The 25,220-nt window shown below is 42.4% G+C and carries 20 protein-coding genes; 4 read left to right on the forward strand and 16 right to left on the reverse strand.

The genetic code is table 11. From position 1 onward, the window contains the following. Window positions 1-108: 108 nt before the first annotated feature. From DK188_RS10895 to DK188_RS10935, 8 genes are all read right to left on the reverse strand, one after another. Window positions 109-1,272, reverse strand: coding sequence for a baeRF3 domain-containing protein (locus DK188_RS10895; RefSeq protein ID WP_157963219.1), 1,164 nt, complete (start codon window positions 1,270-1,272; stop codon window positions 109-111). A gap of 669 nt (window positions 1,273-1,941) precedes the next feature. Further along, on the reverse strand, window positions 1,942-2,811 hold the full coding sequence (gene atpG, locus DK188_RS10900; RefSeq protein ID WP_111670844.1) for an ATP synthase F1 subunit gamma: 870 nt from the start codon (window positions 2,809-2,811) through the stop codon (window positions 1,942-1,944). A 56-nt stretch (window positions 2,812-2,867) separates the two neighbouring features. Beyond that, window positions 2,868-4,445: a F0F1 ATP synthase subunit alpha gene (atpA, locus tag DK188_RS10905; protein ID WP_111670845.1), complete on the reverse strand. Its 1,578-nt coding sequence runs from the start codon at window positions 4,443-4,445 to the stop codon at window positions 2,868-2,870. A gap of 23 nt (window positions 4,446-4,468) precedes the next feature. Continuing rightward, window positions 4,469-5,032, reverse strand: coding sequence for an ATP synthase F1 subunit delta (gene atpH, locus DK188_RS10910; RefSeq protein WP_111670846.1), 564 nt, complete (start codon window positions 5,030-5,032; stop codon window positions 4,469-4,471). Window positions 5,033-5,038: 6 nt separating this feature from the next. Further along, on the reverse strand, window positions 5,039-5,533 hold the full coding sequence (gene atpF / locus DK188_RS10915; protein WP_111670847.1) for a F0F1 ATP synthase subunit B: 495 nt from the start codon (window positions 5,531-5,533) through the stop codon (window positions 5,039-5,041). A 74-nt stretch (window positions 5,534-5,607) separates the two neighbouring features. Continuing rightward, window positions 5,608-5,868: an ATP synthase F0 subunit C gene (atpE, locus tag DK188_RS10920; protein WP_111670848.1), complete on the reverse strand. Its 261-nt coding sequence runs from the start codon at window positions 5,866-5,868 to the stop codon at window positions 5,608-5,610. Between the two features lie 54 nt (window positions 5,869-5,922). Next, window positions 5,923-6,966: a F0F1 ATP synthase subunit A gene (gene atpB, locus DK188_RS10925; protein WP_111670849.1), complete on the reverse strand. Its 1,044-nt coding sequence runs from the start codon at window positions 6,964-6,966 to the stop codon at window positions 5,923-5,925. A gap of 456 nt (window positions 6,967-7,422) precedes the next feature. After that, complete coding sequence (locus DK188_RS10935; RefSeq protein WP_111670851.1) at window positions 7,423-7,656, reverse strand: AtpZ/AtpI family protein; 234 nt, start codon at window positions 7,654-7,656, stop codon at window positions 7,423-7,425. 243 nt (window positions 7,657-7,899) lie between these two features. On the opposite strand from DK188_RS10935, the gene porW reads away from it, so the two are divergent. The 3 genes from porW to uvrC all read left to right on the forward strand — a co-directional run bounded on the left by porW (window position 7,900) and on the right by uvrC (window position 14,715). Beyond that, window positions 7,900-10,521 (forward strand): type IX secretion system periplasmic lipoprotein PorW/SprE, encoded by a 2,622-nt coding sequence (gene porW / locus DK188_RS10940; RefSeq protein WP_111670852.1) that lies wholly within the window; start codon window positions 7,900-7,902, stop codon window positions 10,519-10,521. 7 nt (window positions 10,522-10,528) lie between these two features. Further along, the gene (locus DK188_RS10945) at window positions 10,529-12,832 is read left to right on the forward strand and encodes a penicillin-binding protein 1A (RefSeq protein ID WP_111670853.1); all 2,304 of its coding nucleotides are present in this window, start codon (window positions 10,529-10,531) and stop codon (window positions 12,830-12,832) included. Window positions 12,833-12,909: 77 nt separating this feature from the next. Beyond that, the gene (gene uvrC, locus DK188_RS10950; RefSeq protein ID WP_111670854.1) at window positions 12,910-14,715 is read left to right on the forward strand and encodes an excinuclease ABC subunit UvrC; all 1,806 of its coding nucleotides are present in this window, start codon (window positions 12,910-12,912) and stop codon (window positions 14,713-14,715) included. Between the two features lie 14 nt (window positions 14,716-14,729). Here the strand turns inward: uvrC and porN are convergent, their stop codons facing one another. The 8 genes from porN to DK188_RS10990 form a co-directional block, all read right to left on the reverse strand. Further along, window positions 14,730-15,545: a type IX secretion system ring subunit PorN/GldN gene (gene porN / locus DK188_RS10955; protein ID WP_111670855.1), complete on the reverse strand. Its 816-nt coding sequence runs from the start codon at window positions 15,543-15,545 to the stop codon at window positions 14,730-14,732. 27 nt (window positions 15,546-15,572) lie between these two features. After that, window positions 15,573-17,171, reverse strand: a complete 1,599-nt coding sequence (gene porM, locus DK188_RS10960) for a type IX secretion system motor protein PorM/GldM (RefSeq protein WP_111670856.1) — start codon at window positions 17,169-17,171, stop codon at window positions 15,573-15,575. Between the two features lie 40 nt (window positions 17,172-17,211). Continuing rightward, window positions 17,212-17,994, reverse strand: a complete 783-nt coding sequence (gene porL, locus DK188_RS10965) for a type IX secretion system motor protein PorL/GldL (protein ID WP_111670857.1) — start codon at window positions 17,992-17,994, stop codon at window positions 17,212-17,214. 45 nt (window positions 17,995-18,039) lie between these two features. Next, entirely contained in the window at window positions 18,040-19,134 is a 1,095-nt protein-coding gene (gene porK, locus DK188_RS10970; protein WP_111670858.1) for a T9SS ring complex lipoprotein PorK/GldK, read from the reverse strand. Between the two features lie 166 nt (window positions 19,135-19,300). Then, window positions 19,301-20,281 (reverse strand): PorP/SprF family type IX secretion system membrane protein, encoded by a 981-nt coding sequence (locus DK188_RS10975; RefSeq protein ID WP_111670859.1) that lies wholly within the window; start codon window positions 20,279-20,281, stop codon window positions 19,301-19,303. A gap of 74 nt (window positions 20,282-20,355) precedes the next feature. Continuing rightward, window positions 20,356-21,129: a uroporphyrinogen-III synthase gene (locus DK188_RS10980; protein WP_111670860.1), complete on the reverse strand. Its 774-nt coding sequence runs from the start codon at window positions 21,127-21,129 to the stop codon at window positions 20,356-20,358. 33 nt (window positions 21,130-21,162) lie between these two features. Next, a complete protein-coding gene (locus DK188_RS10985; RefSeq protein ID WP_111670861.1) occupies window positions 21,163-22,275 on the reverse strand; it encodes a DUF4271 domain-containing protein in 1,113 nt (370 codons plus the stop codon). A 13-nt stretch (window positions 22,276-22,288) separates the two neighbouring features. Next, complete coding sequence (locus DK188_RS10990) at window positions 22,289-23,833, reverse strand: POTRA domain-containing protein (RefSeq protein ID WP_157963220.1); 1,545 nt, start codon at window positions 23,831-23,833, stop codon at window positions 22,289-22,291. 222 nt (window positions 23,834-24,055) lie between these two features. Here DK188_RS10990 and hemW point away from each other — a divergent pair, with 222 nt between their 5' ends. Further along, complete coding sequence (gene hemW / locus DK188_RS10995; protein WP_232825716.1) at window positions 24,056-25,156, forward strand: radical SAM family heme chaperone HemW; 1,101 nt, start codon at window positions 24,056-24,058, stop codon at window positions 25,154-25,156. The last annotated feature ends 64 nt before the right edge of the window (window positions 25,157-25,220 follow it).

A 25,220-nucleotide genomic window follows, 5' to 3' on the forward strand; every position in this document is an offset into this window, starting at 1 on the left:
CAAGAAGGGTAGGTACTCTTATCATTGATTGAAATAAACCTTACTCTATCAAACAAAAACGGCCTCAGCTAATCTGAGGCCATTTTTTATATACTTAAGATTCAAAAATCAATACCTAAATACTGCTGCTACTCCTGATTCGGATGGCATTTGTTCTTTGTCAAGGACGGTAACTGTTCCTCCCATCCGCATCGCCAATTCACTCATATCATCGAGCAAATCATCCACTTTCGGATTTTCAATATCCTTATTTTGCATATTTCCGGTCACCAGATTTGTAATACGGCTAGCAATAATTCGATCAGCCTCTATCAGTAGCGTATCCACTCTTCCTTCTACCAAAGCTACCGCCACCTCTTTGATATCCTCACTTCCGAGGCCATTTGCTTTTGACTGATGATAGGTGCTGATGAGTTCATTTTGCTTTCGCAAAAACTCCGGTTCCATGATTTCCCAAGCCATCTCAGCCATCTTATCTGTGGACAAGGTGTTGGGATTTATTTTGATCCCCTCTTCTACTAGCAAGGGTTTCTTATTCACTTTATGAAAAAGATGGTGATACTCCGGCAAAGCAGCAAGTAAAAGCGGTAAACCTGAAGGCTTGGAATAATACGCGGCAATAGCCTCAGCAACTTCCCTGAAATACCGTTCTGAATCGACATCTACTTCATCTGCCTTACTTCCGTGACCATGATGCATAGACGTACCTGCCCCTCCGTAAGAAGCCACAGTCAAGTGCTCATTGGTCTTTTCCTCTCCAAGTGCATCAGTCATAGTGGCTGGAACTTCAGCATGTAGGTCGATCTCCACGAGTGAATGACGATTGCCTTCAAAAAGTTTGATGTCGTGCCGGTTTAGAGCCAATACATGAAATCGCTCAGTAGATTGCAAATAATACTGAATCGGTTTGGTATGGAAGCTGTCAGCAACCATCGCTATTTCTGGAGGAGCTTCAGCCAGTTTCACCGCCTTGGTAAATCCCGGAGCCCTGAAAATCGCCAGACCTGCACCGGAATGGTTCCAAAAGTCCTGCTCAGCCGTAAGCTCGATAAGAGGTGCCAGATAAGCCTGTGTTTCGTCATTGGAATACTTTCGCATCAATGAATCTTCCAGTTCCTTCACCAAATTTTTAAATCGAACCGAATCCTGACGATTCTCCGGATGGGTCCGATGAGTGGGCATGTAGAGCGAAAGACAAGGGGAATTACTGATTGCCAAAAGTTCCTGAAGCAAGGCTTTATCCAAGGAATGGGTGTTTTTGTTGGTTTGCATAAGTTTCATAAAAGGTAAAAGATGGAACAAATCGAGGTCTGAAAACAGATCTCACCTGTGGATGTAATACAGATTTGGGATTTCTCAGGGTGGCTGAAAGGCTACCTAAGCTCAGAAAATTGATCTAAGCGCAAAACGGAAAGAAAACTGACAAATACGAAAGGAAAGCTGATTTAAAAAGGGTGGAAATAAATCAGAAAAATCTGGGGAAGTCAATTCCCTTCCAATCAATTCAAGAAATGAGTGTCAAAACTCGAAGGAATAAGTCAAGAAGTTTTGGGCCGTGTGCCCAAACATGACTACACTAAGATCAACGGCTGGCAGAAGCCAAAGTTGTGAAGATCAAATCTTGAGTTGGATAAAAGGAGTATTATGACGAAAAGTTCTTCACCTTTCAGATTTCAAAGTGAATCTTTGAGATATTTTTTTGAAAGCTGTTAGGAGATGTTTTCGTGAAGCACTGCCAGCGTTTAAAAAAAGGACACCGCTACTTTTTATTTACCTATTGCCACTTTGCTAATCGACCATTCTATGATCTAAACAGATTGAGATGAATTGGTTGAAATCTGTTAGTTTTCGTGTGATTAACTGCCGTGAAATCCCATTTCAGCCTAAAAAAAAACCACAACCCTTTCGAGCTGTGGTTTTATTTTGGGATCTATTGCGTGATTACTTTCCGCCAAGTGCATTGGCACCGGCAACGATCTCAAGGATTTCGTTGGTAATGGCCGCCTGACGGGTTCTGTTGTACATCAATTTCAGTTCTTTCAGCAAGTCACCGGCATTTTCTGTTGCCTTGTCCATTGCTGTCATTCGGGCGCCATGCTCTGAAGCATTGCTTTCAAGGATCGCTTTTAGGAATTGAGTCCGTAAGGCTTTTGGCACCAACTCCTCAATGATAAACTCTCGGGAAGGTTCCAAAATATAATCCGTATCCACTTTTACTTCCTCAGTGGCTACCGCTTCCATAGGTAGAAATTGTTCTGTTCTAACTATTTGGGTAGCTACGTTTTTGAATTCGTTGAAGATCAAAAATACCTGATCAAACTCTCCAACAGCAAATGCATTCATCGCGTAGTTGGCTGCAGCACGGATGTTATCCGAAGACATATCCATGAAAAGGGTGGAGAAATTTTCGATTTTAGGGTAGTTCGTCTTTTTGAAATACTCCAAAGATTTCTTTCCTACAGGCATTATGGTAATGTCTGCTCCAACAAACTGCTCCCGAATCGCGAGATTGGTGGCTTTCATCACGTTGGAATTGAAAGCTCCGCAAAGTCCTTTATCAGAAGTGATTGGGATTAGCAGCACTTTCTTCACCTCACGCTTCTGCGCATAAATCAAATCTGTAGCGCCTTCGGATGCCGCAGAGACATTGTTCAGAATAGCGGTCAACTTCTGAGAGAATGGACGCATCTGGATGATTCTGTCCTGTGCTCTTCTCAGCTTGGCGGCGGACACCATTTTCATGGCCTTGGTGATCTGCTGTGTTGAGATTACCGAGGTGATTCGCTGCTTTACTTCCTTAAGATTAGCCATCAGTGAGTTGTACTTATATCTATCCGGCAAGGTAGCCCCCTGCCGGGTATTTTCAATTATTTAGCGTATTTCGGTGCCAATTCAGCCGCCGCGGTAGCAAGAATCTTTCCTGCACCATCCACATCACCTTTGAGGATCAATTGCAAAGCCTCAGGGTAAGTTGAGTCAAGCAACATGTAGAATTCTTTTTCGAATGCTCTTGCTTTCTCCACAGGAACACTGTCCATCAAACCCCTGGTAGAGGCATAAATGATCGCTACCTGATGTGCTACCGATACTGGTGCATACTGAGGCTGCTTAAGGATTTCCTGATTGCGACGACCTCTTTCGATAGTACGCTTGGTAGTGGCATCCAAGTCAGATCCGAATTTGGAAAAGGCCTCCAATTCACGGAACTGTGCTTGATCCAACTTCAAAGTACCAGCTACTTTTTTCATGGATTTGATCTGCGCGTTACCACCTACTCGGGATACTGAGATACCTACGTTGATCGCAGGACGAATACCAGAGTTGAAGAGGTTAGTTTCCAAGAAAATCTGACCATCTGTAATGGAAATCACGTTAGTCGGAATATAGGCTGAAACGTCACCCGCCTGAGTTTCGATGATTGGAAGTGCTGTGAGTGATCCACCACCTTTAACCAATGGTTTAAGGGAATCGGGAAGGTCATTCATCTGACTTGCGATAGCATCAGACTTATTGATTTTTGCAGCTCTTTCAAGCAATCTAGAGTGAAGGTAGAATACATCACCTGGGTATGCTTCACGTCCTGGAGGTCTTCTCAAAAGAAGAGAAACCTCACGGTAGGCAACAGCCTGCTTCGAAAGATCATCATAAACAACCAATGCAGGACGACCGGTATCTCTGAAAAATTCACCGATAGCTGCACCAGCAAATGGAGCAAAGAACTGCATCGGTGCAGGATCAGATGCTGCTGCAGAGACAATGACTGTATATGGAAGCGCTCCGCCTTTTTCCAATGCAGCAACGATACCTGCTACTGTGGATGCTTTCTGACCGATAGCAACATAAATACAGAATACAGGCTCTCCTTTTTCGTAAAATTCTTTTTGATTAATGATCGCATCAATAACAACGGCAGTCTTACCGGTCTGACGGTCACCGATTACCAATTCCCGCTGGCCACGTCCAATTGGAATCATCGCATCAATAGATTTGATCCCTGTCTGAAGTGGTTCGTTAACTGGCTGACGGTAGATTACACCAGGAGCTTTTCGCTCAAGAGGCATCTCATACAGATCGCCAGAAATTGGGCCTTTACCATCGATTGGATTTCCCAAGGTATCTACTACTCGACCCAGCATGCCTTCGCCTACTTTGATCGAAGCGATCTTTTTGGTTCTCTTTACGGTATCGCCTTCTTTGATTTCTTTAGAATCACCAAACAATACAGCACCTACGTTATCCTCTTCAAGGTTTAGAACCATTGCTTTCATTCCGTTGTCAAACTCAAGCAATTCTCCGGATTGAGCTTTGGAAAGTCCGTAGATACGGGCTACCCCATCACCTACTTGGAGGACTGTTCCTACTTCTTCAAGTTCGGCTGCAGTTCTGACACCTGCGAGTTGTTCTCTCAGGATTGCCGAAACTTCATCAGGTCTTACATCTGCCATGTTATCGTCTATTAATGCTTTTTTTAGATTTTACTTTCGTAATGGTTTACAGCAAACTCGGCTTTCAATTCTCTCAGTTTGCTGCTTAGTGACTCATCCAGCTGACGGTCATTTACCCTCAGGATAAATCCACCGATCAGATCCGGATTGATTTTTTCGACAAGCTTCACGGTCTTCATTCCTGATATCTCCAATACAATCTTGGTAAATTCAGCGCGAAGGGCATCATTCAATGGAAAGGTGGTGGTCACTTCGGCCACTTGAATGGAATTGTGTAGTCGGTATTGTGTCTGATACTCACGTGCAATCTCAAGAATCAGATCAATTCGATTCTTTCGGCAGAGAATCTCGAAGAATGCCAAAGTTGCGTCTGTTGTTCCTCTTTTCTCAAAAAGAGCCTTGAGGATCTTCAGCTTCTTATCCGCATTCACGATGGGATTTCTCATTGCAAGTTCCAAATCCCTGTTTGATTTGGCTAGATCAGCCAAATGTAAAAGGTCTTGATACACCGCTTCCAACTGGCCTCTTTCGATGGCTAATTCCATCAGAGACTTGGCATAGGCGTATGCAACTCTATGGTTTGACATGAGGGATTAATTAAGCTGTACTTCTTTGACAAATTCGTCCACGAGGGCTCTTTGAGCTTTTTCGTCAGCCAAATTCTTTCTCAATAACTTCTCAGTGACTTCGATAGTCAGGATGGCAACTTGGTTTTTGACTTCTGCCAAGGCAGCCTTCTTTTCTGTTTCGATAACCGCTTTTGCATTTTCAATTTGCTCCGCTGCTACTTTGGCTGCTTCATTTTTAGCTTCCTCTATCATTTTGACAGATGCTTCTTGAGCCTTTTTAAGGATATTGTCCCGCTCCAATCTCGCTTCCTGAAGCAATTTCTCATTTTCAGATTTAAGATTTGCCATTTCATTTCTGGCAAGTTCAGCCGCTTTGAGCGCGTTCTCGATGCCGGACTCACGTTCTTCAAGTGCTGCCAACATAGGTTTCCATGCAAACTTTATCAGAATGAATAACAGTGCAAGGAAGCCTAAAAGCTGCCAAAAGATAAGCCCGGAACTAGGTATGATCAGATCCATGAGTATGATTTAATAATTTCAATGTTGTTCAATAAGAAGGGATTGGCCTAGCGCCAATCCCGTTTCTATTGTTCTTAGAAGGTTAAGCCACCTGCATTCAATGCAATAAGTAGACAAACTACTACTGCAAACAGGGAAACCACCTCAATCAAAGCTGCGATGATCAACATGGCAGTTTGGATCTTTCCAGCAGCCTCAGGCTGACGGGCGATAGATTCCATTGCCTGGCCACCGATACGACCGATACCAAGACCTGCGCCAATCGCAACAATTCCTGCACCGATACCAGCACCCATAAGAGCCAATCCAGCAGACAACAAGATAGAAGTTAACATAAACGTTTTATTTATAAATTGAACAAAGAAATTACTCAGTAAAGGTACTCGGGATTAATGGTGATCGTCGTGGTGATGTTCTGCCACTGCACCACCAATATACATCGCTGTAAATAGGGTAAAGACATAGGCTTGGATCGTAGCGACGAGCAACTCGATTAAATTAATAAAGGTCACCATCAGCGTGGATACCACACCGATAGTATACGACTCAAAGATGAAGATCAGTGCAATGAAAGCCAGAATCACAATGTGACCCGCTGTAATGGCGACAAATAATCGGACCATCAAGGCAAAAGGCTTGGTGAATAGTCCGATGAACTCCACCACCACAATGATCGGCAACAATGCTACCGGTACTCCAGGCGTGGCAAACACGTGCTTCCAGTAGTCCTTATTCCCATTGACATTCACCAAAATAAAAGTAAGAATCGCCAAAGTGGAGGTAACAGCTATGTTTCCGGTCAAGTTTGCTGCTCCGGGCATCAGCCCTAGTAGGTTGCCTATCCAGATGAAGAAGAATAGAGTCAGGAGGTAAGGAACAAACTTTTTGTATTTCGGGCCAATCGATTTTTCAGCAATCTCATCTCTCACAAACAAAACGATAGGCTCGACAAAAGAAGCCGCCCCTTTCGGTGCCGCTATGCCATGCTTTTTGTAGTGACCAGCAGCAGACAATGTAAGCCAAAGAACCAAAGCAATGACCAGGATCATCATGGCCACATTTTTGGTAATGGAAAAATCCAAAATAGAACCACCATCCACACGACCCAAATGCTCATGGTCGTCAATATAGATTCCGTTATGCGCATTTTCCTTACCGAAAAGATGTGTTTCGTGATTTTGGAAATCACTCGACATGTAAAACTCCAGTCCCCTGTCAGATGCATAAGTGATCACAGGAAGAGGTAAAGTCACATGGGTGTGGCCGATATTAAAAAAATGCCACTCATGGGAATCCTTAATGTGGTGCATGATAAACCCAGTAGGATCTTCCTTACCTTCCTCTGTCTCCCCACCCGCAGCAAAAACAGCAGGAGAATAATTCAGCAAATACACTGAAAATAAAAGACTTAAAACCAGAAATTTGCGCGTCATCAACTCTTATTTTTGAGGGCTACTTCGAAATCGGGCGCAAGTTAGAAATAAAGGTGTAGATATCAAAAACGAGGTAAAACAAAAAAAGAACAAAGAAATTAGAAATAAACAGAATAATATTCTCTTCCCCGCCAATTACCCACGTAGTAATGAAGGCAAGTGCTGCCAAAATTCGGATTACCATGCCCAAAAGCTTGATTTGCAGAAAATTCTCAGGTGATTTTTTATAGAGCCAAATTGAGGTAAAACTGACTAAATACGAGAGAATCAGCACAAATAAAAAAACTGCCCAAACGGAATTTACAATGATGTGTGGCAGAAAACTCTGGAAAATCCAAATCAAAGCGGCAATCAATACACTGAACGAAAGAAACCGGAAATGGAAATTTTTTAACAAAACCATGGGAAAAACTTAACAGATCAGGCACAAAAGTACCCCAAAAAACGCAAAGTTGACTACTTGTCCTGCCGAATGCTTTGGAACAGTTGATAAAAAGCTAAACCTATAGAAGCAAAACAAAAGAGCAATATCCACAAGGGAAACTTCATCTCACTCTGCTGCTGAACCCACCAGCCCAACCAAGTTCCTCCACCAATGACTGCAAAAAGCTGAAAAGCGAGCCCCATGTACTTCACATAAACTGGAGTACTACTTTCTTTACTTTTCTTTTGGTCTTGATCCTCTTCCATAATAAAGTGAAAGTATCTAAAATTTTCAGAAAATGGGTGTCTATTAAAAGTTCTGGTACGATTTGAGCGCTGTCTTCGTTCGGTAAGTGAGCTAAATAGTCTATTTTGGTACTTCCATTGGATAAATCAGAAATCGTACCTGACCTTTGGAACTCCTTAGGAAGGATACTTTACCTTACAAGATTGCTCATGCCCACAGATTTGCGGGATTGAACCTTACTAGAGAAGATAATTACTGCTGAAATGAGAAGATTTTCCGGACTGGCTTTAGTCATTATTATTTTTATCGGAGCCTGTTCCTCTGAGCGCAACACCTTTACCAATAGGGCTTTTCATAATTTGACCTCTCATTTCAACGCCTACTATCTAGCCGATGTCAAAATAAAGGATGTTGAAAATCAGGTCTTGAAGGGGTATAAGGAAGATTATACACAAATTCTACCAGTCTACATCCCCATAGATTCCGCTACCATACAGCAGAATAAAGAGAAATTGGATTCTGCACGGGAACTATCTTCCAAAGCGATCGATTGGCACCGAATCTCCAAATGGGTGGATGACAGCTATTACCTCTTGGGCAAGATCGATTATCTCCAAGCCCAACAAGATGATGCACTCAATGCCTTCAAATTCATCAACAGCAACAGCAAAGACAAAGACCTTCGCCATCAGGCGCTGATCAGCCTACTCCGACTCTATGTGGATCGATTGGAATATGAAAATGCCAACTTCACTATAGATTACCTCTCCAAGGAGACCGAAATAAGTGACCAAAACCGATTCGAACTGTTTAAAACCCTGGCGTATTACTATGAAACTCGGGCAGACCGAAACGGCGTGATCGGTGCTTTGGACAGAGCAGTAGATCTAGCTCCTGATAAAAAAGAAGAATCTCGAATCAATTTTATCCTCGCTCAGCGCTATCAGCGAGAGGGGCTTGATGCCTTGGCTTATGATTACTACAAAAAATCCCTCGATGGAAATCCTCCCTATGAGCGAAGTTTTTTTGCCACTCTTTATGCCCAACAAGTAGCGGAGCTCAACGCTTCAAAAGATCTAAGGAAGGTTCGTAACTATTACGAGGACTTGTATGAGGATCCTAAAAACAAAGATCTCAAAGATGTAGTGATCTATGAACGGGCACTTTTTGAAGAAAAGCAGGGGGATATTCCTCTCACCATTGACTTACTGCATCAGGCAGCCAAAGAACCTGGCAGTAACCCTCGATTGAAAGGATATATTTATCAAAAACTTGCTGAGATCAACCTTGAAGAATTCAAGGATTTTCGGGCTACCAAGTACTATTTGGACAGCGCACTTACATTTATCAAAGAAAATGACCCTGTTGCGATCCAAATTCAATCGCAAAAGACAATTCTTGATCAATACGTATTTCATGTAGAGCGGATTCAGCTCAATGACAGCCTGACGATCTTGGCAGGCTTAAGTCCATCTGAGCAAGAGGCAGTTGCACAGAATTTTATCAAGGCAGAGGAAGAAAGACTCATGGCCGAAGCCCGAGCCAAAGAGGTACCTAAAAACTCAAGCATATTTAACAATCTGCTGGCCTTCAGCGGTAAAGATCCCGGAGCAAGCTTCTATTTTGACAATGGAGTCGCCATGCAGCAAGGAGCCATTGAATTCAACAGAGTCTGGGGTACTCGCCCCCTTCAAGATAATTGGAGAAGAAGATCGGCGATTTTCCAGACAAACACCCAGCCCCAGGAAGTGACTGGACTTAAAGATTCTTCGGCTACCGGAGAAAACCCGATTTTAGCGGGGTTACCATCGATGGAAAGCCTTTTGGCAAAAATCCCAAACACTCCTGAGCAACTGGAACGGCTAAACTCAGAATTGGATGAATCCTACTTTGAATTGGGAAAGCTCTTGTATTTTGATTTTGAGGAATTGGAGTCAAGCATTGACAATTTGGAAACACTGATCAGAACTTTCCCAAATACTATCCGAAAGCCTGAGGCATATTACCTTCTTTATTTAGCACAGAAAGATTCCAAAGGAAACTTCGAGCAATATGTCGGCCGCCTCAATCGGGAGTTTCCGGATTCCCAATACACCTATTCGGTCAATAATCCCGATGCAGCCTCGGGTAATCTCGCTGCCCTTGAATCATCCAAAGGATACGAGCAAGCATACAACTCCTACTACGCCGGGCAATATCAACAGGCCAGACAAGTGATCAAATCAACTCTCGAAGAATATCCCTTAACTCGTAATACAGAAAAGTTACTGCTACTGGATATCATGGTCACAGGCAAGCTGGAAAGTAAAGAACGATTCAAAGGAAGGCTTGAATCCTATATCGAAAATACGAAAGACGAAGCTTTGGTCAGTTTGGCAAGAAATATGCTCCGACCACTTCTGAGTAGCGAGGAACTTGCCGCTCTGACTCCCAAGGATAGTGTTGCTGTGGATTCGACCCAACTCACATCTGCAGAAGCTGCTCAAAATGTAGGTAATGAGGTACCCGCAGACTCACCTTACAAAGTGAATGAATCTCAAACCCATATCTTTGTCATCTCTTTATCCAAAAGTGAGTCAGAGGAAGCCAAAAACCTGTTGGGAGATCTGGAAAACTTTCATGCCAAAAACTTCCCAAATGCAAGACTTCGAACTGGAAATATGAACATGAATCAGGAAAACGCGATCTACATCATAAGTCCGTTTTCCAATGCTGAAAAAGCAAAAGAATACTACCTAAAATTTTCTGAAGAGTTTAAATCAGAAGGATTGCCGGAAAACGCCCAAGCCAACGCCTTCTTTATTTCGATTGAGAACTTTCAGACCTTGAATAAAACCAAAAACACGGAGGAGTATTTAATCTTCTTCCGATCCCTTTATCAGTAAAAATCCTATGTCAAAGACTACCAAGCCATCTATTCCTGTTTGGGCCAGTAAAACAATTAAATACCTCTGGATCGCATTTATCGGTGGGGTGATCTTCTTTATCCTTTTCGTATGGATGGTCAGTGTCAACTTTTTGGGACTATTTGGTTCGCTGCCAGATTTCAAGGCTCTCGAAAATCCTGAGAGTGAACTTGCATCCGAGCTTTATTCTGCTGATGGCTTTCTCTTAGGAACTTACGCCAGAGAAAATCGCAGCCCTGTGAAATACGAAGAGCTGTCTCCAAATTTGGTTCAGGCCCTTATCGCAACCGAAGATGTTCGATTTGAGGATCATTCCGGCATAGATATGACGGCCATGATTCGGGTATTCGTGAAATCCATCCTTCTCGGTCAAGATGCAGGTGGAGGATCAACGCTTAGCCAACAGACTGCAAAAAACCTATTCAAAACCCGAACTGATGCTTCGCAGGGCCTTTTAAGTTCTGTTCCGGGACTTCGGATGCTAATTATTAAAACGAAGGAATGGATCGTAGCCACCCAACTGGAAAAGGCCTACACCAAAGATGAAATCTTGACTTTGTATCTGAATACTTCAGAGTTTGGATCCAATGCATATGGGATCAAAACGGCAGCAGGTACATTTTTCAACAAACTACCTTCAGAGCTTGCCGTTCAAGAATCGGCTGTTTTGGTAGGACTATTCAAAGCTCCCACCTATTACAGCCCTGTATTCAATCCTGATAATTCCCTGAGACGGCGCAACACGGTTTTGGCTCAAATGGTCAAAAACGGTTCGCTGGGTCAATCTGAATTTGACTCCATATCCCAATTGCCGATTGAGCTAGATTATCGAGTAAGAAATCAGAATCACGGCCTTGCTACTTATTTCCGAGAGATCGTAAAAGCAGACCTCATTAAATGGACTAAGGAAAATCTAAAGTCAGATGGATCAGCTTATGACCTATTTGGTGATGGATTACGAATTTATGTCACGCTGGATAGTCGAATGCAACGCTATGCCGAGGAAGCAGTATCGGAGCATATGTCTGAGTTGCAACAAAAGTTTTTCAATGAGATGGGGAAACGAGATCCTTGGATCGACGAAAGTATGCAGGTCATTCCTAATTTCATCGAAACAGCAGTAAAAAGAACGGAAGCTTACCGTTTACTCAAAGTTCGCTATGGAGATGATACCGACTCTATTAATCTCAAGCTAAATGAGAAAAAGAAAATGCGCGTATTCTCTTGGAAAGGTGAAATAGATACGCTCATGAGCACTATGGATTCCATGCGCTACTACAAAAAATTCCTTCAGACCGGATTTATGAGTATGGATCCGATGACCGGACATATCAAAGCTTGGGTGGGAGGCATCGACCATAAATACTTCAAGTTTGACCATGTGAAGCAAGGAAAGCGTCAACCCGGATCCACCTTCAAGCCTTTTGTCTACGCAGCGGCAATAGAAAATGGCTACAGCCCTTGCTATTCCGTAGTCGATCAACCTGTCGAAGTCTATATCCCGGGTCAGCCAGCTTGGAGTCCTTCCAATGCAGACGGCAAGTTCAGCTATGAAAAAATGACAATCCGGCAAGCCATGGCTGAATCGGTCAATTCTGTGACAGCTTACATGATGAAAAAGCTCAGTCCTAGGATTGTCTTGGAGACTGCCCGGAGGTTGGGAGTGACCAGTGACTTGGAAGAAGTACCTTCCTTAGCACTGGGAGTTAATGATGTCTCTGTATTCGAGATGGTTGGAGCATTTGGAACTTTTGTCAATAAAGGAGAGCATACCACACCGTATTACATCGATCGCATCGAAGACAAAAACGGCAATGTGATTCAGCAATTCACTCCCAGAAAGAAACCTGCGATGAGCGAAGAACATGCCTATCTGATGCTATACATGCTCCGAGGAGGATTTGAAGAACGAGGAGGAACGAGCCAAGGTGTCCCTTATTCACTCCGCGAAGGAAATGAACTGGGTGGAAAGACAGGAACTACTCAGAATGCCTCAGATGGCTGGTATATGGGGGTAAGCAAAGATCTCGTATCCGGCACATGGGTTGGAGGGGATGACCGAGCAATTCACTTTAGAAGTTGGACTGCCGGACAAGGTGGCCGTACTGCAAGACCGATTTGGGTGAAATTTATGGAGAAAGTTTACGCAGACCAGTCACTTGGCTACACCAAAGGTCCATTTCCGAGACCCGATCGACCTTTGAGCATAGAGATCGATTGTGACAAGTATGAACAGGATAGTCAGCGATTTGCAGATTTTGACTACGATGCCAAAAAGAACGACTTTTGATTTACATTAGGAATTAAAAACCCTTTACAAACGAAAAACAGCCTGAATTCAGGGCTGTTTTTTTTTAATTTTAACCCATGCAGTCCTCCTCTTTTCTACCCGAAGAACACCTACAGCTCCCAGATCATCCGGGGGTATACAAGTATTTCAATGAGGAAAATGAACTGATCTATGTAGGCAAAGCCAAGAGTCTCAAAAAGCGTGTCAGTAGCTATTTCAATAAAAACACAGGAGTAAACCTAAAGACCCGAAGAATGGTCAAGGAAATCCGAAGAATTGAAATCACCCTGGTAGACAGCGAATTGGATGCCTTACTTCTGGAAAACAATCTGATCAAAAAGATTCAGCCCCGCTACAATATTTTGCTGCGAGACGACAAGACCTATCCCTATCTATTGATCACCAAAGAAAACTTCCCGAGGATTTTCCAGACTAGAAAGCTCATCCCAAAGCGGGGCACCTATTTTGGCCCTTTTGCCAGCGTGAAAGCTATGAATAATGTCCTGGACTTGATCAGAGACCTGTTTACCATTCGGACTTGCAACCTTGACCTATCGCCCTACAAAATTGACGAAGGGAAATACAAAGTCTGCCTTGAATACCACATTGGCAACTGTCAGGGTCCTTGTGTAGGACTACAGCGGGAAGCTCAATACCTAAAGGATCTAGAGCAGGCGAAGCATATTCTCAAAGGAAACCTGGGAGTTCCAAAGACCTATTTCAGACAGGAGATGCAGGCCTTCGCAGAAAATCTGGAGTTTGAAAAAGCCCAGAAAATGAAGATCAAATTAGACCTTTTGGAAAAATACCAGGCAAAATCATTGATCACGAGCCCAAGTATCCAAAACCTCGATGTCTGTACTCTGGTTTCCGATGAGAAGTTCGCTTACGTGAACTACATGCGTGTGATCAATGGAGCGATGATCACTTCCAAAAATGTTGAGCTTAAGAAAAAGCTGGATGAAAGCAGTGAGGAACTGTTACTCACAGCCCTTGTAAGGCTTCAAGACCAATTTCAAAGTGATGCGGAGGAAATTCTAGTTAATATTGAACCGGAAAACCCAATCGAAGGGCTTAACCTAACAGTTCCAAAAATTGGAGACAAGCGAAAACTGATCGAATTATCGCTCAAAAATGCGCTGTACTACAAGAAAGAGAAAGCCTTGCTTCAAGGGTTAAATCAAGACAAAAAAGATCGGGTTATCCGTCAATTGCAACAAGACCTGAGTCTACCGGATATTCCGGATCATATCGAATGCTTCGACAATTCAAATATTCAAGGAACCAATCCTGTAGCAAGTATGGTCTGCTTCTTGGGAGGAAAGCCTGCAGTAAAAGAATACCGTCATTACCATATCAAGACAGTCGAAGGCCCAAATGATTTCGCAAGCATGAAGGAAATCGTAGGAAGGCGATACAAAAGGCTAATCGAAGAAGAAAAACCGCTGCCAAAACTCATTGTCATCGATGGGGGTAAGGGACAGCTGTCCTCCGCCGTCGAAGCACTTCAGGAATTGGGAGTCTATGGAAAGATGCCAATCATCGGCATAGCAAAACGTTTGGAAGAAATTTATTTCCCTGGAGACTCTTATCCTATTCATATTGACAAAAAGTCTGAAAGTTTAAAATTACTTCAACGGATCCGAGATGAAGCCCATAGGTTTGCCATTACTTTTCACAGAAATGTCCGAAGCAAAAATGCCTTCGGAACCCAACTTACGGGAATTTCAGGCATTGGCGAAAACACAGCAGATAAACTCTTGAAGCATTTTAAGTCTGTAAAAAATATTAAATCGGCCAGCGAGGAAGAGTTAAAGGCCGTAATCGGCGCAAGTAGGGCAAAGGCCCTTCTAGATTGGATGGAAAAAAATAAAGGGGCATAAGCCCCTTTTTTATTTTACCACTCCCAGAGGGAGTTTTCAAATTCTAATAATTTGTACTCAAATTCCAAAGAATTCAGATAAGCCTGCATCTCAGGATTGGCATGATCCGAATCAACCAAATCTGCTATTAACGCTTCATCTGGATTGGTAAACCTCCTCACTACTGACCTAAACAATCTAGATTCAAAAGCTTCGTCATAAGTCAAGCTTTTTGAGATGTTCTGGAAATTGATCCAACGTGCAGTAGGATGATTCTTGAAATAATTGACAAAATCCTTGTAACGGATGAATGCGACCGTTTTCTGACCTGCATTTGCATTCGTTGGAGAAGGCATCACCAATTCAATGTATTTAATATCAAAAACCAAATCAGAGTGATGTCTGTCGAAAACAAAGTCTTCTTTGAAATCCAAATAATACAACTGCTTGGTAAAGATGGAATCGCCATTTGCAGAAATCCAGAAGTTGTCCTGAAACTCAGCAATAGAGAGCGGCTGTGTGAAATCTGCATCACCGAAAACTTCGAGAGCATTTTCATCAACAACAGCTTTGTAGATATGGCTAATTATACCATTTGCTTTGTTATCTCCCGAGCCGTAAAGTGAAAGATTGTATTTCTCTCTAAGGTCGATTCTTCTCCAAACTGAGATTTGATACATTTTATCATCATCCCGAATCCGCTTGGCCGAATAAATGGTATCCATAGAGAACTGGCGATCACCAAATCCCGATGGGTTTACGCTTGTAGCCACTTGGGCATTGGTACTTGCTGGTAGCAAACCAATGACGACCAAAACTGCCAAGAAGATGTGTTGCACAAATCTTTTCATATTTTTCTTATTTACTTCGACTTCCGATTACTTCACTGCCAATCGGATAATCTGTCTTAATTCAGAGTTAATTTTATTTCCTCTGAAGTTAGTTCGTGTTACTTGAGTTACCCGGATTACGATATCATCTCCAGGTCTTGCACTCTCAAGGAGAGTTCTCATACTTCCACCTATTGGAACAGAACCTCTTGGAACCTCACTTCTAAGCAAAGTCAATTCCCCTCCAGTTACTTCAAAGTTGGAATCTTTCGCCATAGTTCTGGCAAAAGTTGGCTCAGCTACAGCTGCTACTTTCATTCCGCTAAACACATTGATTGCATGTGCTACTGAACCATCCAATTCCGAGCCATTCGCACCGAGAGCTTTGATTGTAGGCAAAGGAACTGGTTTAATATCAAACGCCACGTCACCAATTTTATTTCCACCACTGCTGACACCGATAGTAACTTTACCAGAAGCACCTGGAATTACAGTCAGCTGACCTGGCTTACTACCTTTTATAGATTGACCATTAGCCACATTAAATTCAGGAGAGTATGTATTCCCCAAGGCCGGAACTTCAATCAACAATTCATTCGCGCAATCTGCGTAAAGCTGCTGAACTACCTCTGAGGAAACTTTAATAACTGGTTGGGCTATATAATAATCGTAAGAGACTGGAATTACTTGGTCTTCACCTCCAACATTGGTAACAATTTCCCCTTTCAAAGTCTGCTTCGATAAACCTCTATCGTCGTAGCTTCCGGCAGGTCTAACAGGAAACTCTACTTTACCAAACCCATTTTCTACAGGTACAGTTCTTCCATCAAGCGTCATAGTAGGAGCTGCTGATGAAGAAGCTGAGGCAATGAACATGTCACCTTTGAATACTGTTCCAGCGGCAACTATATTAGATTCTGCCGCAATTTTACCTTCCAAAATATCTGCCTTGAAATAGAATGATCCGATAGTGTTGGATAGCTCAGTAAGTGCTTCACTTTCTATATTCAAAACTTCATTTTGAAACTGAGATAGTAGCGCCATAACAGCTCCTACAGGAGACTTCACAAAGTTTAGGTTAACAAAGCTCTTTCCTCTCACATCCCGATCATTGGCAAATATCTCTATGTCTTTAGCATCTAGGGCTATTGGCTTGAAAGTCACTCCTTGGATACCCACTTCACTTAAGATACTTGACACTTGAGAGGGATATGCGTTAAGTTTTGCTTGCAATTCCTCACCTTTACCCGAATTGGCAAACATGTTGCCAGTGATTTCGGTGTTTTTCAATGCAGAATTGACAAAGTTGCCCTCATCATTTTTAGCATTTGAAGTCTCAATTAGTTCTTGTTTGAGCTGCTCTAGGTAGGTGTAGATTTCTGAGGTTGCAGTCCTTACTTGTTCTGAAGCAGCAACTTTTGGAACATCTCTTGGATTGTTACCCTGCTCTTCTACTGTCAACTTGATAGAGCTTACAGTATTTTGATTTTTTGCAATAAAATTTCTTGACGTCCGCTCCATCCCATCATTGATGAGGACGAACTTCTGAAGGATCTGATTACTTACTTGGAGGGCCAATAAGGCCGTCAATACCAAGTACATCATCCCGATCATCCGCTGTCTAGGTGTCTCTTTAGCTCCTGCCATCTGTTTAGATTTCTATTATTTTTTAGATGTTTGGAAATGATTAACCCTTCATAGCAGAAAGCATTCCACCATAGATTTTGTTAAGTGAGCTAACGTTTTGATTCAATTTTGCAAGTTCGTTTTTAAATGCTTCAGTCTCTTTTCCTGCCTCAGTCAAACCTTGCATAGCAGCAGTCATATTACTGTAGAACTTATTGAGCGTCTTCACATGGCTGTTCGCATCCTGCAATTCCATCTCATATACTGAGTTTAAGGCAGTAAGATTTTTGGTCACATTCACCACCTGAGTGTGGTATGCTTTCGCATCTTGAGATGCAGCGGACATCTCGGTCAGTGCTGCAGCAGTTTTACTATAGGAAGCATTCATATCTACCAATGTTTTGGCAGCTGACTTCACATTAGTGGCATATTCATTTGTAGCGACAGCAGCATCGGAAAGGTTACCCATTTTCTCTGCAGATGTTGCAAGATTTTGCATGCCCTTGCCGAGGCTTTCGATCAATTCAGGACCGATTTTAGCTTTGGAAAGCATATCATCTAATTTTGCGGAAACATCATCACCTTTTGATTTTTTTGGTGCACTGTCTGCCAATTCAGGATAAATTTTACTCCAATCCATTTCTTCTTGTCTAGGCTCGAATGAAGAAAGAAAAAATATGATAGCCTCGGTAGTAAGACCCACCCCGATCATAATATTGGCAAACTGCCAATCGAGGATTTTAAACATCGCACCGAGGATGACCACAGCCGCACCAATACCATAGATTTTTGGCATTACGTTGCTGTAGAATTTAGCTTTAAAGGAGTTACTGTTGCTAGCCATTGAAAATTATTAATTAAGGTTAAGGTTTTTTCTGGTTTGTGATTTTTATCGTTTTGCTCGTTTGGAAGATTTCACGTCCATAGATCCTGATCTACCCATGAAAGTCATGGCAGTTCTGAATCCGATGTGGGCCTGTGCTACATCCTGGTACTCATATGTTCTGGTAGAGGTCTCTAAATAATGTGCGATATCTTTCCAGCTACCACCTCTTACAATCTTTCTTGGCTCATTTGGATCATTGTAAACTGGGTCCAAATCCCATGTGTCTACTCTGGATGTAGCCTTGTAAGCATCCATGACCCACTCTGCCACGTTGCCCGACATGTTATAAAGTCCAAATCCATTTGGCGCGAACACGTCTACCGGTGCAGTATAGGCAAAACCATCGTCAATGTAATTACCCCTGCCTGGTTTGAAGTTAGCCATTAAACAGCCTCTTTTATTCTTAAGATACGGACCTCCCCAAGGATATTTTGCAACATCTTTGCCCCCTTTGGCTGCATATTCCCATTCAGCTTCTGAAGGAAGTCGGAATGAAGGAGCATCAAATTCAGGTTCATCATTAGCTCTCAAGTGATAGGTTCTCCACTCACAATATTGCTGCGCCTGATCCCAAGTAATCCCGACTACAGGATAGTCATCGAATGCAGGATGATCAAAGTAGAATTCCATTAACGGATCTCCGTAGTGATAAGAAAAGCTGGTAGACCACACGGTCGTATCAGGTCTTAATTCATCATAATTGAATGTAGGAGGTTCTTTTAAGGTAGTCGGAGTTCCTGTAGCCAGTTCTCCATTTTTTACAGCTTCCAAAAATTGTCTGTATTTGTTATTGGACACTTCGTATTTGTCCATGAAAAATTCAGAAATCGTAATTTGCTTATTCATCGCAGACTGCGTGTACGCGATGTCTTCGTCAGATTGACCCATCCAAAACGTACCGGCCTTGACAGGAACCATATCAAATGGAAGGTTCTGCTGCCAACTTGCCCTTTTTGGCACTCCGGTTACTTCACCTCTTCTGTTTGCCTTATCACTCGCAGATCCTTTCTTATTAAAAAGCCCGCAACCCGGTAAGAGAGTTGCAATAGCTAGGCCCAAAGTAACAGGCACTAATCGGAGTTTCATTTTTTTATACATAAATGACGTTTTTGAAATCATCAAATTTTTCTACTCGGGTAATCCTTTTAGGATTCGAAATTTAGGCGAATAAAGCGCAATAATGCAAATAACCTGCCAATAATAAACCTTTTAATAATCCAACCGTAATAAGTCAAAATCAAAGATTTTGCTCATTTATTTGGGCTCAAAACCTGAACCTGGGAGTTCTTTGAATTACGCGCTCTATTTCTCTACTGGATGTAGGCAGCAGATATCTTAGCATTAATTCATGACTGGTGGGGGACTTGGCTTCAAGTCCGCCGACAATCAAATCAAAGGCATATCCCAGTTTCAGCGAATTATCCCTCAATAAACTATATCCCAGAATCAAAGAAACCGATTCTTCTCCTCGATAAGCAATCCCACCGTTAATTTTATTCTGGTGTGTTGCCATAACGCTTACATCGTAGGAAAAATTATTAAATGAGACACTTTTGATAAGTAGACTTGGTTCAATTCGTAATTGGCCAATAGGTCGAATTCGATAGCCAAACAAAAAATAGGAATGATTCTCTAACTGATTTGCGTAGGCACCATCACCAAAATCAAACGAAGGCTGGCCAAGATGTTTTGAACTGAGACCTAGGTAATAATTCCCTCTGTCATACAAAATCCCCGCACCAAAGTCCAAAGCTATTTGACCTTCTTTACCAGACTGAGGCAAACCTGGCTCTGGATTTACTACTACTATCTCACCATAATCCAAAGAGCTCGAGAATATGCCTAAATACCCTCCAAAACTTAGGGTGGCGCGATTTATTTTTTTGTGATAGCTGCCTTTAAGGTTTACTTCCAAGTTACCGGATGGCCCTATCTGATCATTGACTATCGAAAGTCCGTACCCAATACTTTTCGAATCCAATCTACCCTCTGCTGTGATCAGTTGGGTGACAGGAGCTCCTCCTTGACCGGATGAGGTGGTGTAATTTAACCATTGGGATCTATGGAGTGCCGAAAAACGGTATCCCCCGTCTTTCCCTGCAAATGCAGGATTGTAAAACATCCCATTGTACATGTATTGTGTAAACTGTGCATCCTGCTGGCCCTGCACTATGCTTACCACAAAAAACAGAATTAATGAAAATCCCAGCTTCAAAAAGTTATCTAATCGGGTTTTAGCAATCATTTGACTATGGTCTATCCAATTTTAAACTAGTGTATGAATTTAAACTGAAAAACCACAGAAATTGATTATTAGATTTACAAATTATTGGCCTTTTTGATATAAAGCTCCAATGCACCTGTCATACTTGGGGCATTGGGCATAGGTGCTTCGATATCTAAAGTCAAACCCAAATCCCTCACGGCTTGTGCTGTGGTCGGGCCAAAAGCCGCAATTCTTGTATTGCCTTGGACGAAATCAGGGAAATTTTGTTTTAGGGATTTTATCCCTGACGGACTGAAAAACGCTAAAACATCATATTTCACATCTGCCAAATCAGACAAATCCGCAGCAACAGTATGATAAATAATAGCCTCAGTGAAAGCTATCCCATGCTTTTCCATATATCCGGGAATATCATCTTTTCGGATATCTGAACAAGGGAAAAGATACTTTTCATTTTTATGCTTTTTGAAATAATCAAAAAGATCCTCTGCTGTCTTCTGGCCTACAAATAGTTTTCGCTTCCGAATGACAATATATTTTTGAAGGTAATGTGCGGTCTGATCTGAAATACAGAAGTACTTCATCTCTGCTGGCATTTCTATTTTGAAGTCTTTACAAATCGAAAAAAAATGATCAATTGCATTTCGACTGGTGAAAATGATAGCCGTATGTTTTAAAATATCGATTTTCTGCTTTCTGAATTCTTTTGGTGGCACAGGCTCCACTTTGATAAACTGCCTAAAATCGATTTTGATTTTATACTTCTCCGAAAGCTGTAGATAAGGAGAATTTACATCGGTCGGTTTAGGCTGGGAAACAAGAATACTCTTTACTGGCTTAAAGCGATCTTTGGGAGCTGCACTCATGCTAGTTATTCCTTAATTTTAGGTTAATTTCCTTTACTGACCCAAATACAAAATCCATTTTGTCAGGATAAGAAAAGGTATCAATTCTGCGATGCAAAGGTAGGTAAATAAATGGTATTTCTTAAAATCAAGTCTATTCATCATTATCAGGAACAAACCCAGCATTCCGAAAATATAGCCCCAAAAGAATCCAGGGATCAAAATCGTAAAGGCAGATTCAAGTCCCATGTAGTCGTTGACAACAAAATATCCGCCGATCAACAACAAAATCGAACAGCCAAAAACAATCAAACGCAATAAATAGAAGAAGTGGGAAAATTCAGCTTTGCCTAAATCAAATAAATAAGCAATCAATCGAATACCGATAAACTTCAAAATCATCAAAAATAGAATCCCTAATACTCCCAGAAACCAAGTCAATGTAAGTGAAGAGTAATCGATACCTATCCAAGTTTCCAGCCAGTCTTTTTTGAATACTACCAAACTCAACACCGCCAGTTCGGAGATCATCATTCCTACAATCAGGAGATAGAAAAGAATATCAAAGGAGAAGAATTTCTGCAAATTCCCACTTTCAGAAAAATCCTCAGCGCTGATCACCGCCAGGGGCTGTACCATTACCGCCAGCAAGTATGGGTAGGCCAGTTTGTACAAAGAAAGAAAAAACAAAGTCAAAAGAAATGCAGTCACATAAAAATCCTTCACAGGTTGAGAAACAAATCGCTCATTCGTAGCCAATTCCCCAGCAGGTGGGATAGCATCATTTGGTTCATTTCTTCCTAGTACTTTTTTGACCACAGGATAGCCCGATCCCAGATTGGGATTGACGACGGTGAAGGTCACACTGTCCTTTCCAAATTCAGATCTTAATTCAGCCACACTCTGATAGATCAAGGTATCCGTCAGCGTCAATTGCCAGAGTTTTTCATCAATAAATACGGTGGATTGGGAAGGTAAGTGGATTTGGACCAAGGCCCGGGGGAAGGAAATCAAGTCAAGTTCGAGTTCTACCTGATTATTTGTCCCAAACCAAGATTCCTCCCTCGCAGACTGCCACTTCCCTTCGTAATTTTCCAATACCTGAGCTTCCAGCTTAGGTGTCGCCAGAATCCACACAAATAGGAAAAGAAAAGGTAGTTTAGACATGAATTTTTTTACACTAAAATCTGGCCAGATATCCAAAATGAATTCTGGAATAAGAAAATGACAAAGGCTGCGTGGAGGATTTGCCCAACGCAAATACAAAACTGAATAATCCTCCGTCAGTGTCCAAATTGATCCCAGTGCCAAATGAAAATGGATAGTCAATTTCTCGATTGGAATAGGGATTTTCCAGAATACCAGCATCCCCAAAAAGGAGCAAATATGAGTTTTGATCAAAATACAAGCGTTGTTCAAAATTCATATACCCAAAACTCTTTGCAAAGAAATTTTTCTCATTGAATCCTCGGATACTCTTTAGTCCCCCAAATCGGTATAGTTCATTAAAAAACAGGTTCTGATTTTCAATAAATCCACCGACTCCACGAATCCACATTCCCCATCCGGGACGAATTAAAAAATGCTTTTCTCCCGAAAACCATCCCTGGTATTGCGGAGTTGATTCTTCTAAATCTGCGTACAAGGCTTCAGGAAGTCCAGTATTCTGAAGAATTCGCTTGTTGCCCAGCGAAAAAGTCCCCTGAAGCCTCACCCCTCTTCTTGGGTTTATCGGAGAATCCAGCCTATCCCAATCGATCCCCAATCCGTATTGATTCCACCGGTAATCGATAGATGCCGGCAACTCACCCGAAGGAGAAAGTCCATCGGTTGAGATCAGATCACCCGCCTGTCTTTTGGTAAAAAAATTCAGATATCCCGGGTCGGAGACCCTGTAGCCAAAGTCAAGTTCTACCGTGCGATTTACAAAACTTGAGTCCTGCTTCAATAAAGAAAACCCAATGGATATATCCAGAGGTGAACGGAAAACAAATGATTCCTTGGCTCTGATGTCAAGCGATTGGGACTGAATATTAAGACGCTGCCAGTTCAAAGAAAAATCTCTACCCTTACCCCCCAGATGAAAAAGGCGTAAATCGACCTCTCCGGTGACCAACACTCTGCCAGGTTCATTTTCATTAGGCAATAGTCCAATGACTCCATCAAAAACATTGACCCGTCGATCTTGAAGTGCAAAAACTGGTTTGGCCTGCCGAGTTTGAAACAGCAATTCGGGACTTCCCGCCAACGTGAAATAAGGAGATCTGCGGAGGGATTGAGCGGCTTTTTCCAAGTCAAGCTGGGAGAAAAATTCTCCGGGGACCAACCCTGAAAGTTGCTGAAGGTATTGGACTTTAGTTTTGCTGTTACCAACGATTCCTATGCTGTCCCAGGTGATCCTTGGTCCGCTATCGAAAACAATTACACCGGAAATCAAGCTATCGTTAAATGAAAGACTGTCCAGGTTCAGGCTTGCAAAAGGGAACCCACGGTTTTCGGCATAAGTCAAGGCTTTATTCATCCACAGGTAGGGTTCCGAATACCCGAGACCAGGCTTTCCCAAAGCTTTAATTAATTCCTCAGGAAGGCTATCTGAATTTACCTCCTCCCAAGCGAATAGCCTTCCAAACTCCCACAAAAAAACAGTGGTATCGACTAATTCACGTTCTTGAAAAAATCCCTCCAAATACCCTTGTGAATGAAAAATTGCGGAAAGTGAATCCAACAGTTGTGTAACCCTCGTAGTGTCTGAATAGTGTTGAATTATTCCTTTTTCAGAATTAGGAGAAAGTCTCCATTGCACGCGATATACGGCCTGTCCCAGACAAAGAACTTGCCCAAATAGGAGCCAACAAACCAGCGTCAACAAAAGCGACTTCAACGTGCTATACAGGATTGATTATATTCGCAAGTTAATTGAATTCACTTGGCAGGCATCTACATTCACATCCCCTTTTGCAGGCAGGCATGCCATTACTGTGACTTCCATTTTACCACAAATTTGTCCCACGTAGATGAAATGGTCCAATCCATCGGCAGGGAGCTGGAGCTACGAAGCAAATTTCTGGAAAATCAGCCAGTCGAAACTATCTATTTTGGTGGTGGCACACCCTCCTTGCTGACAAGTAAACAGCTGGATTTTCTCTTGAGAAAAATTAGGGAAAATTTTGGATCAGACTGGAAAGAAGTTACGCTTGAGGCCAATCCGGACGACCTTTCTGCCGAAAGCTTAGAAAATTGGAAGTCTTTAGGAATTGACCGATTGAGCTTGGGGATCCAGAGTTTTCAGGAAAGTGTCCTTAAGTTCTATAACAGAGCTCACACATCTGCTGAGGCATTGGAGGCGATTTCAAGAGGAAGGGCTGCGGGATTCGAAAAGTTTTCAATTGACCTGATCTACGGTTTTCCACATCAGGACCATACGATTTGGAAAAATGATCTGGAAGAGGCGATTCGGCAGGAACCTGGACATATTTCTGCCTATTCACTGACTGTGGAGCCAAAAACTGCCTTGGGTAAATGGACCGAAAAGGGAAAATTCTTTCCCGCGGAGGATGAATTTGTGGCAGAGCAATTTGAATGGCTGCAAGCCAGGTCTGAAAAAGCCGGATATGTCCAATACGAGATATCGAATTTTGGCAAACCCGGGCAATTTGCCCTTCATAACACCAACTACTGGAAGGGAGTCCCTTATCTGGGTCTTGGTCCCAGCGCCCATTCCTATGATGGAAAAAACCGTGGCCAGAACCCAGCGTCCAATTCCCGCTTTCTTAGGGCAATTGGGGCAGACCAGATTCCTTTTGAAGCTGAATTTTTATCACTAAGCGATCAGATCAATGACCGAATTTTGACTGGACTGCGGACGATTTGGGGAATATCACCTGAGGAGATCCGCGTAGACTTTGGGGTTGATCTTTTGCAAAGCAAGGAAAACGAAGTGGAGAAATTAGCCGGCCGGGGTTGGCTGATATGGGATGGCAAAACCCTATCTTTGAGCAAATCGGGAATGCTACTCGCTGATAGTATCGCTGCCGAATTGTTCATTTGACTCTTTTGAATCAAACTCATTCATGGATCCTGCATCAGGTTATAGGCGGAACCTTGGAAAACAG

Origin of the sequence: Algoriphagus litoralis (assembly GCF_003259255.1) — a bacterium.
GTDB lineage: Bacteria > Bacteroidota > Bacteroidia > Cytophagales > Cyclobacteriaceae > Algoriphagus > Algoriphagus litoralis.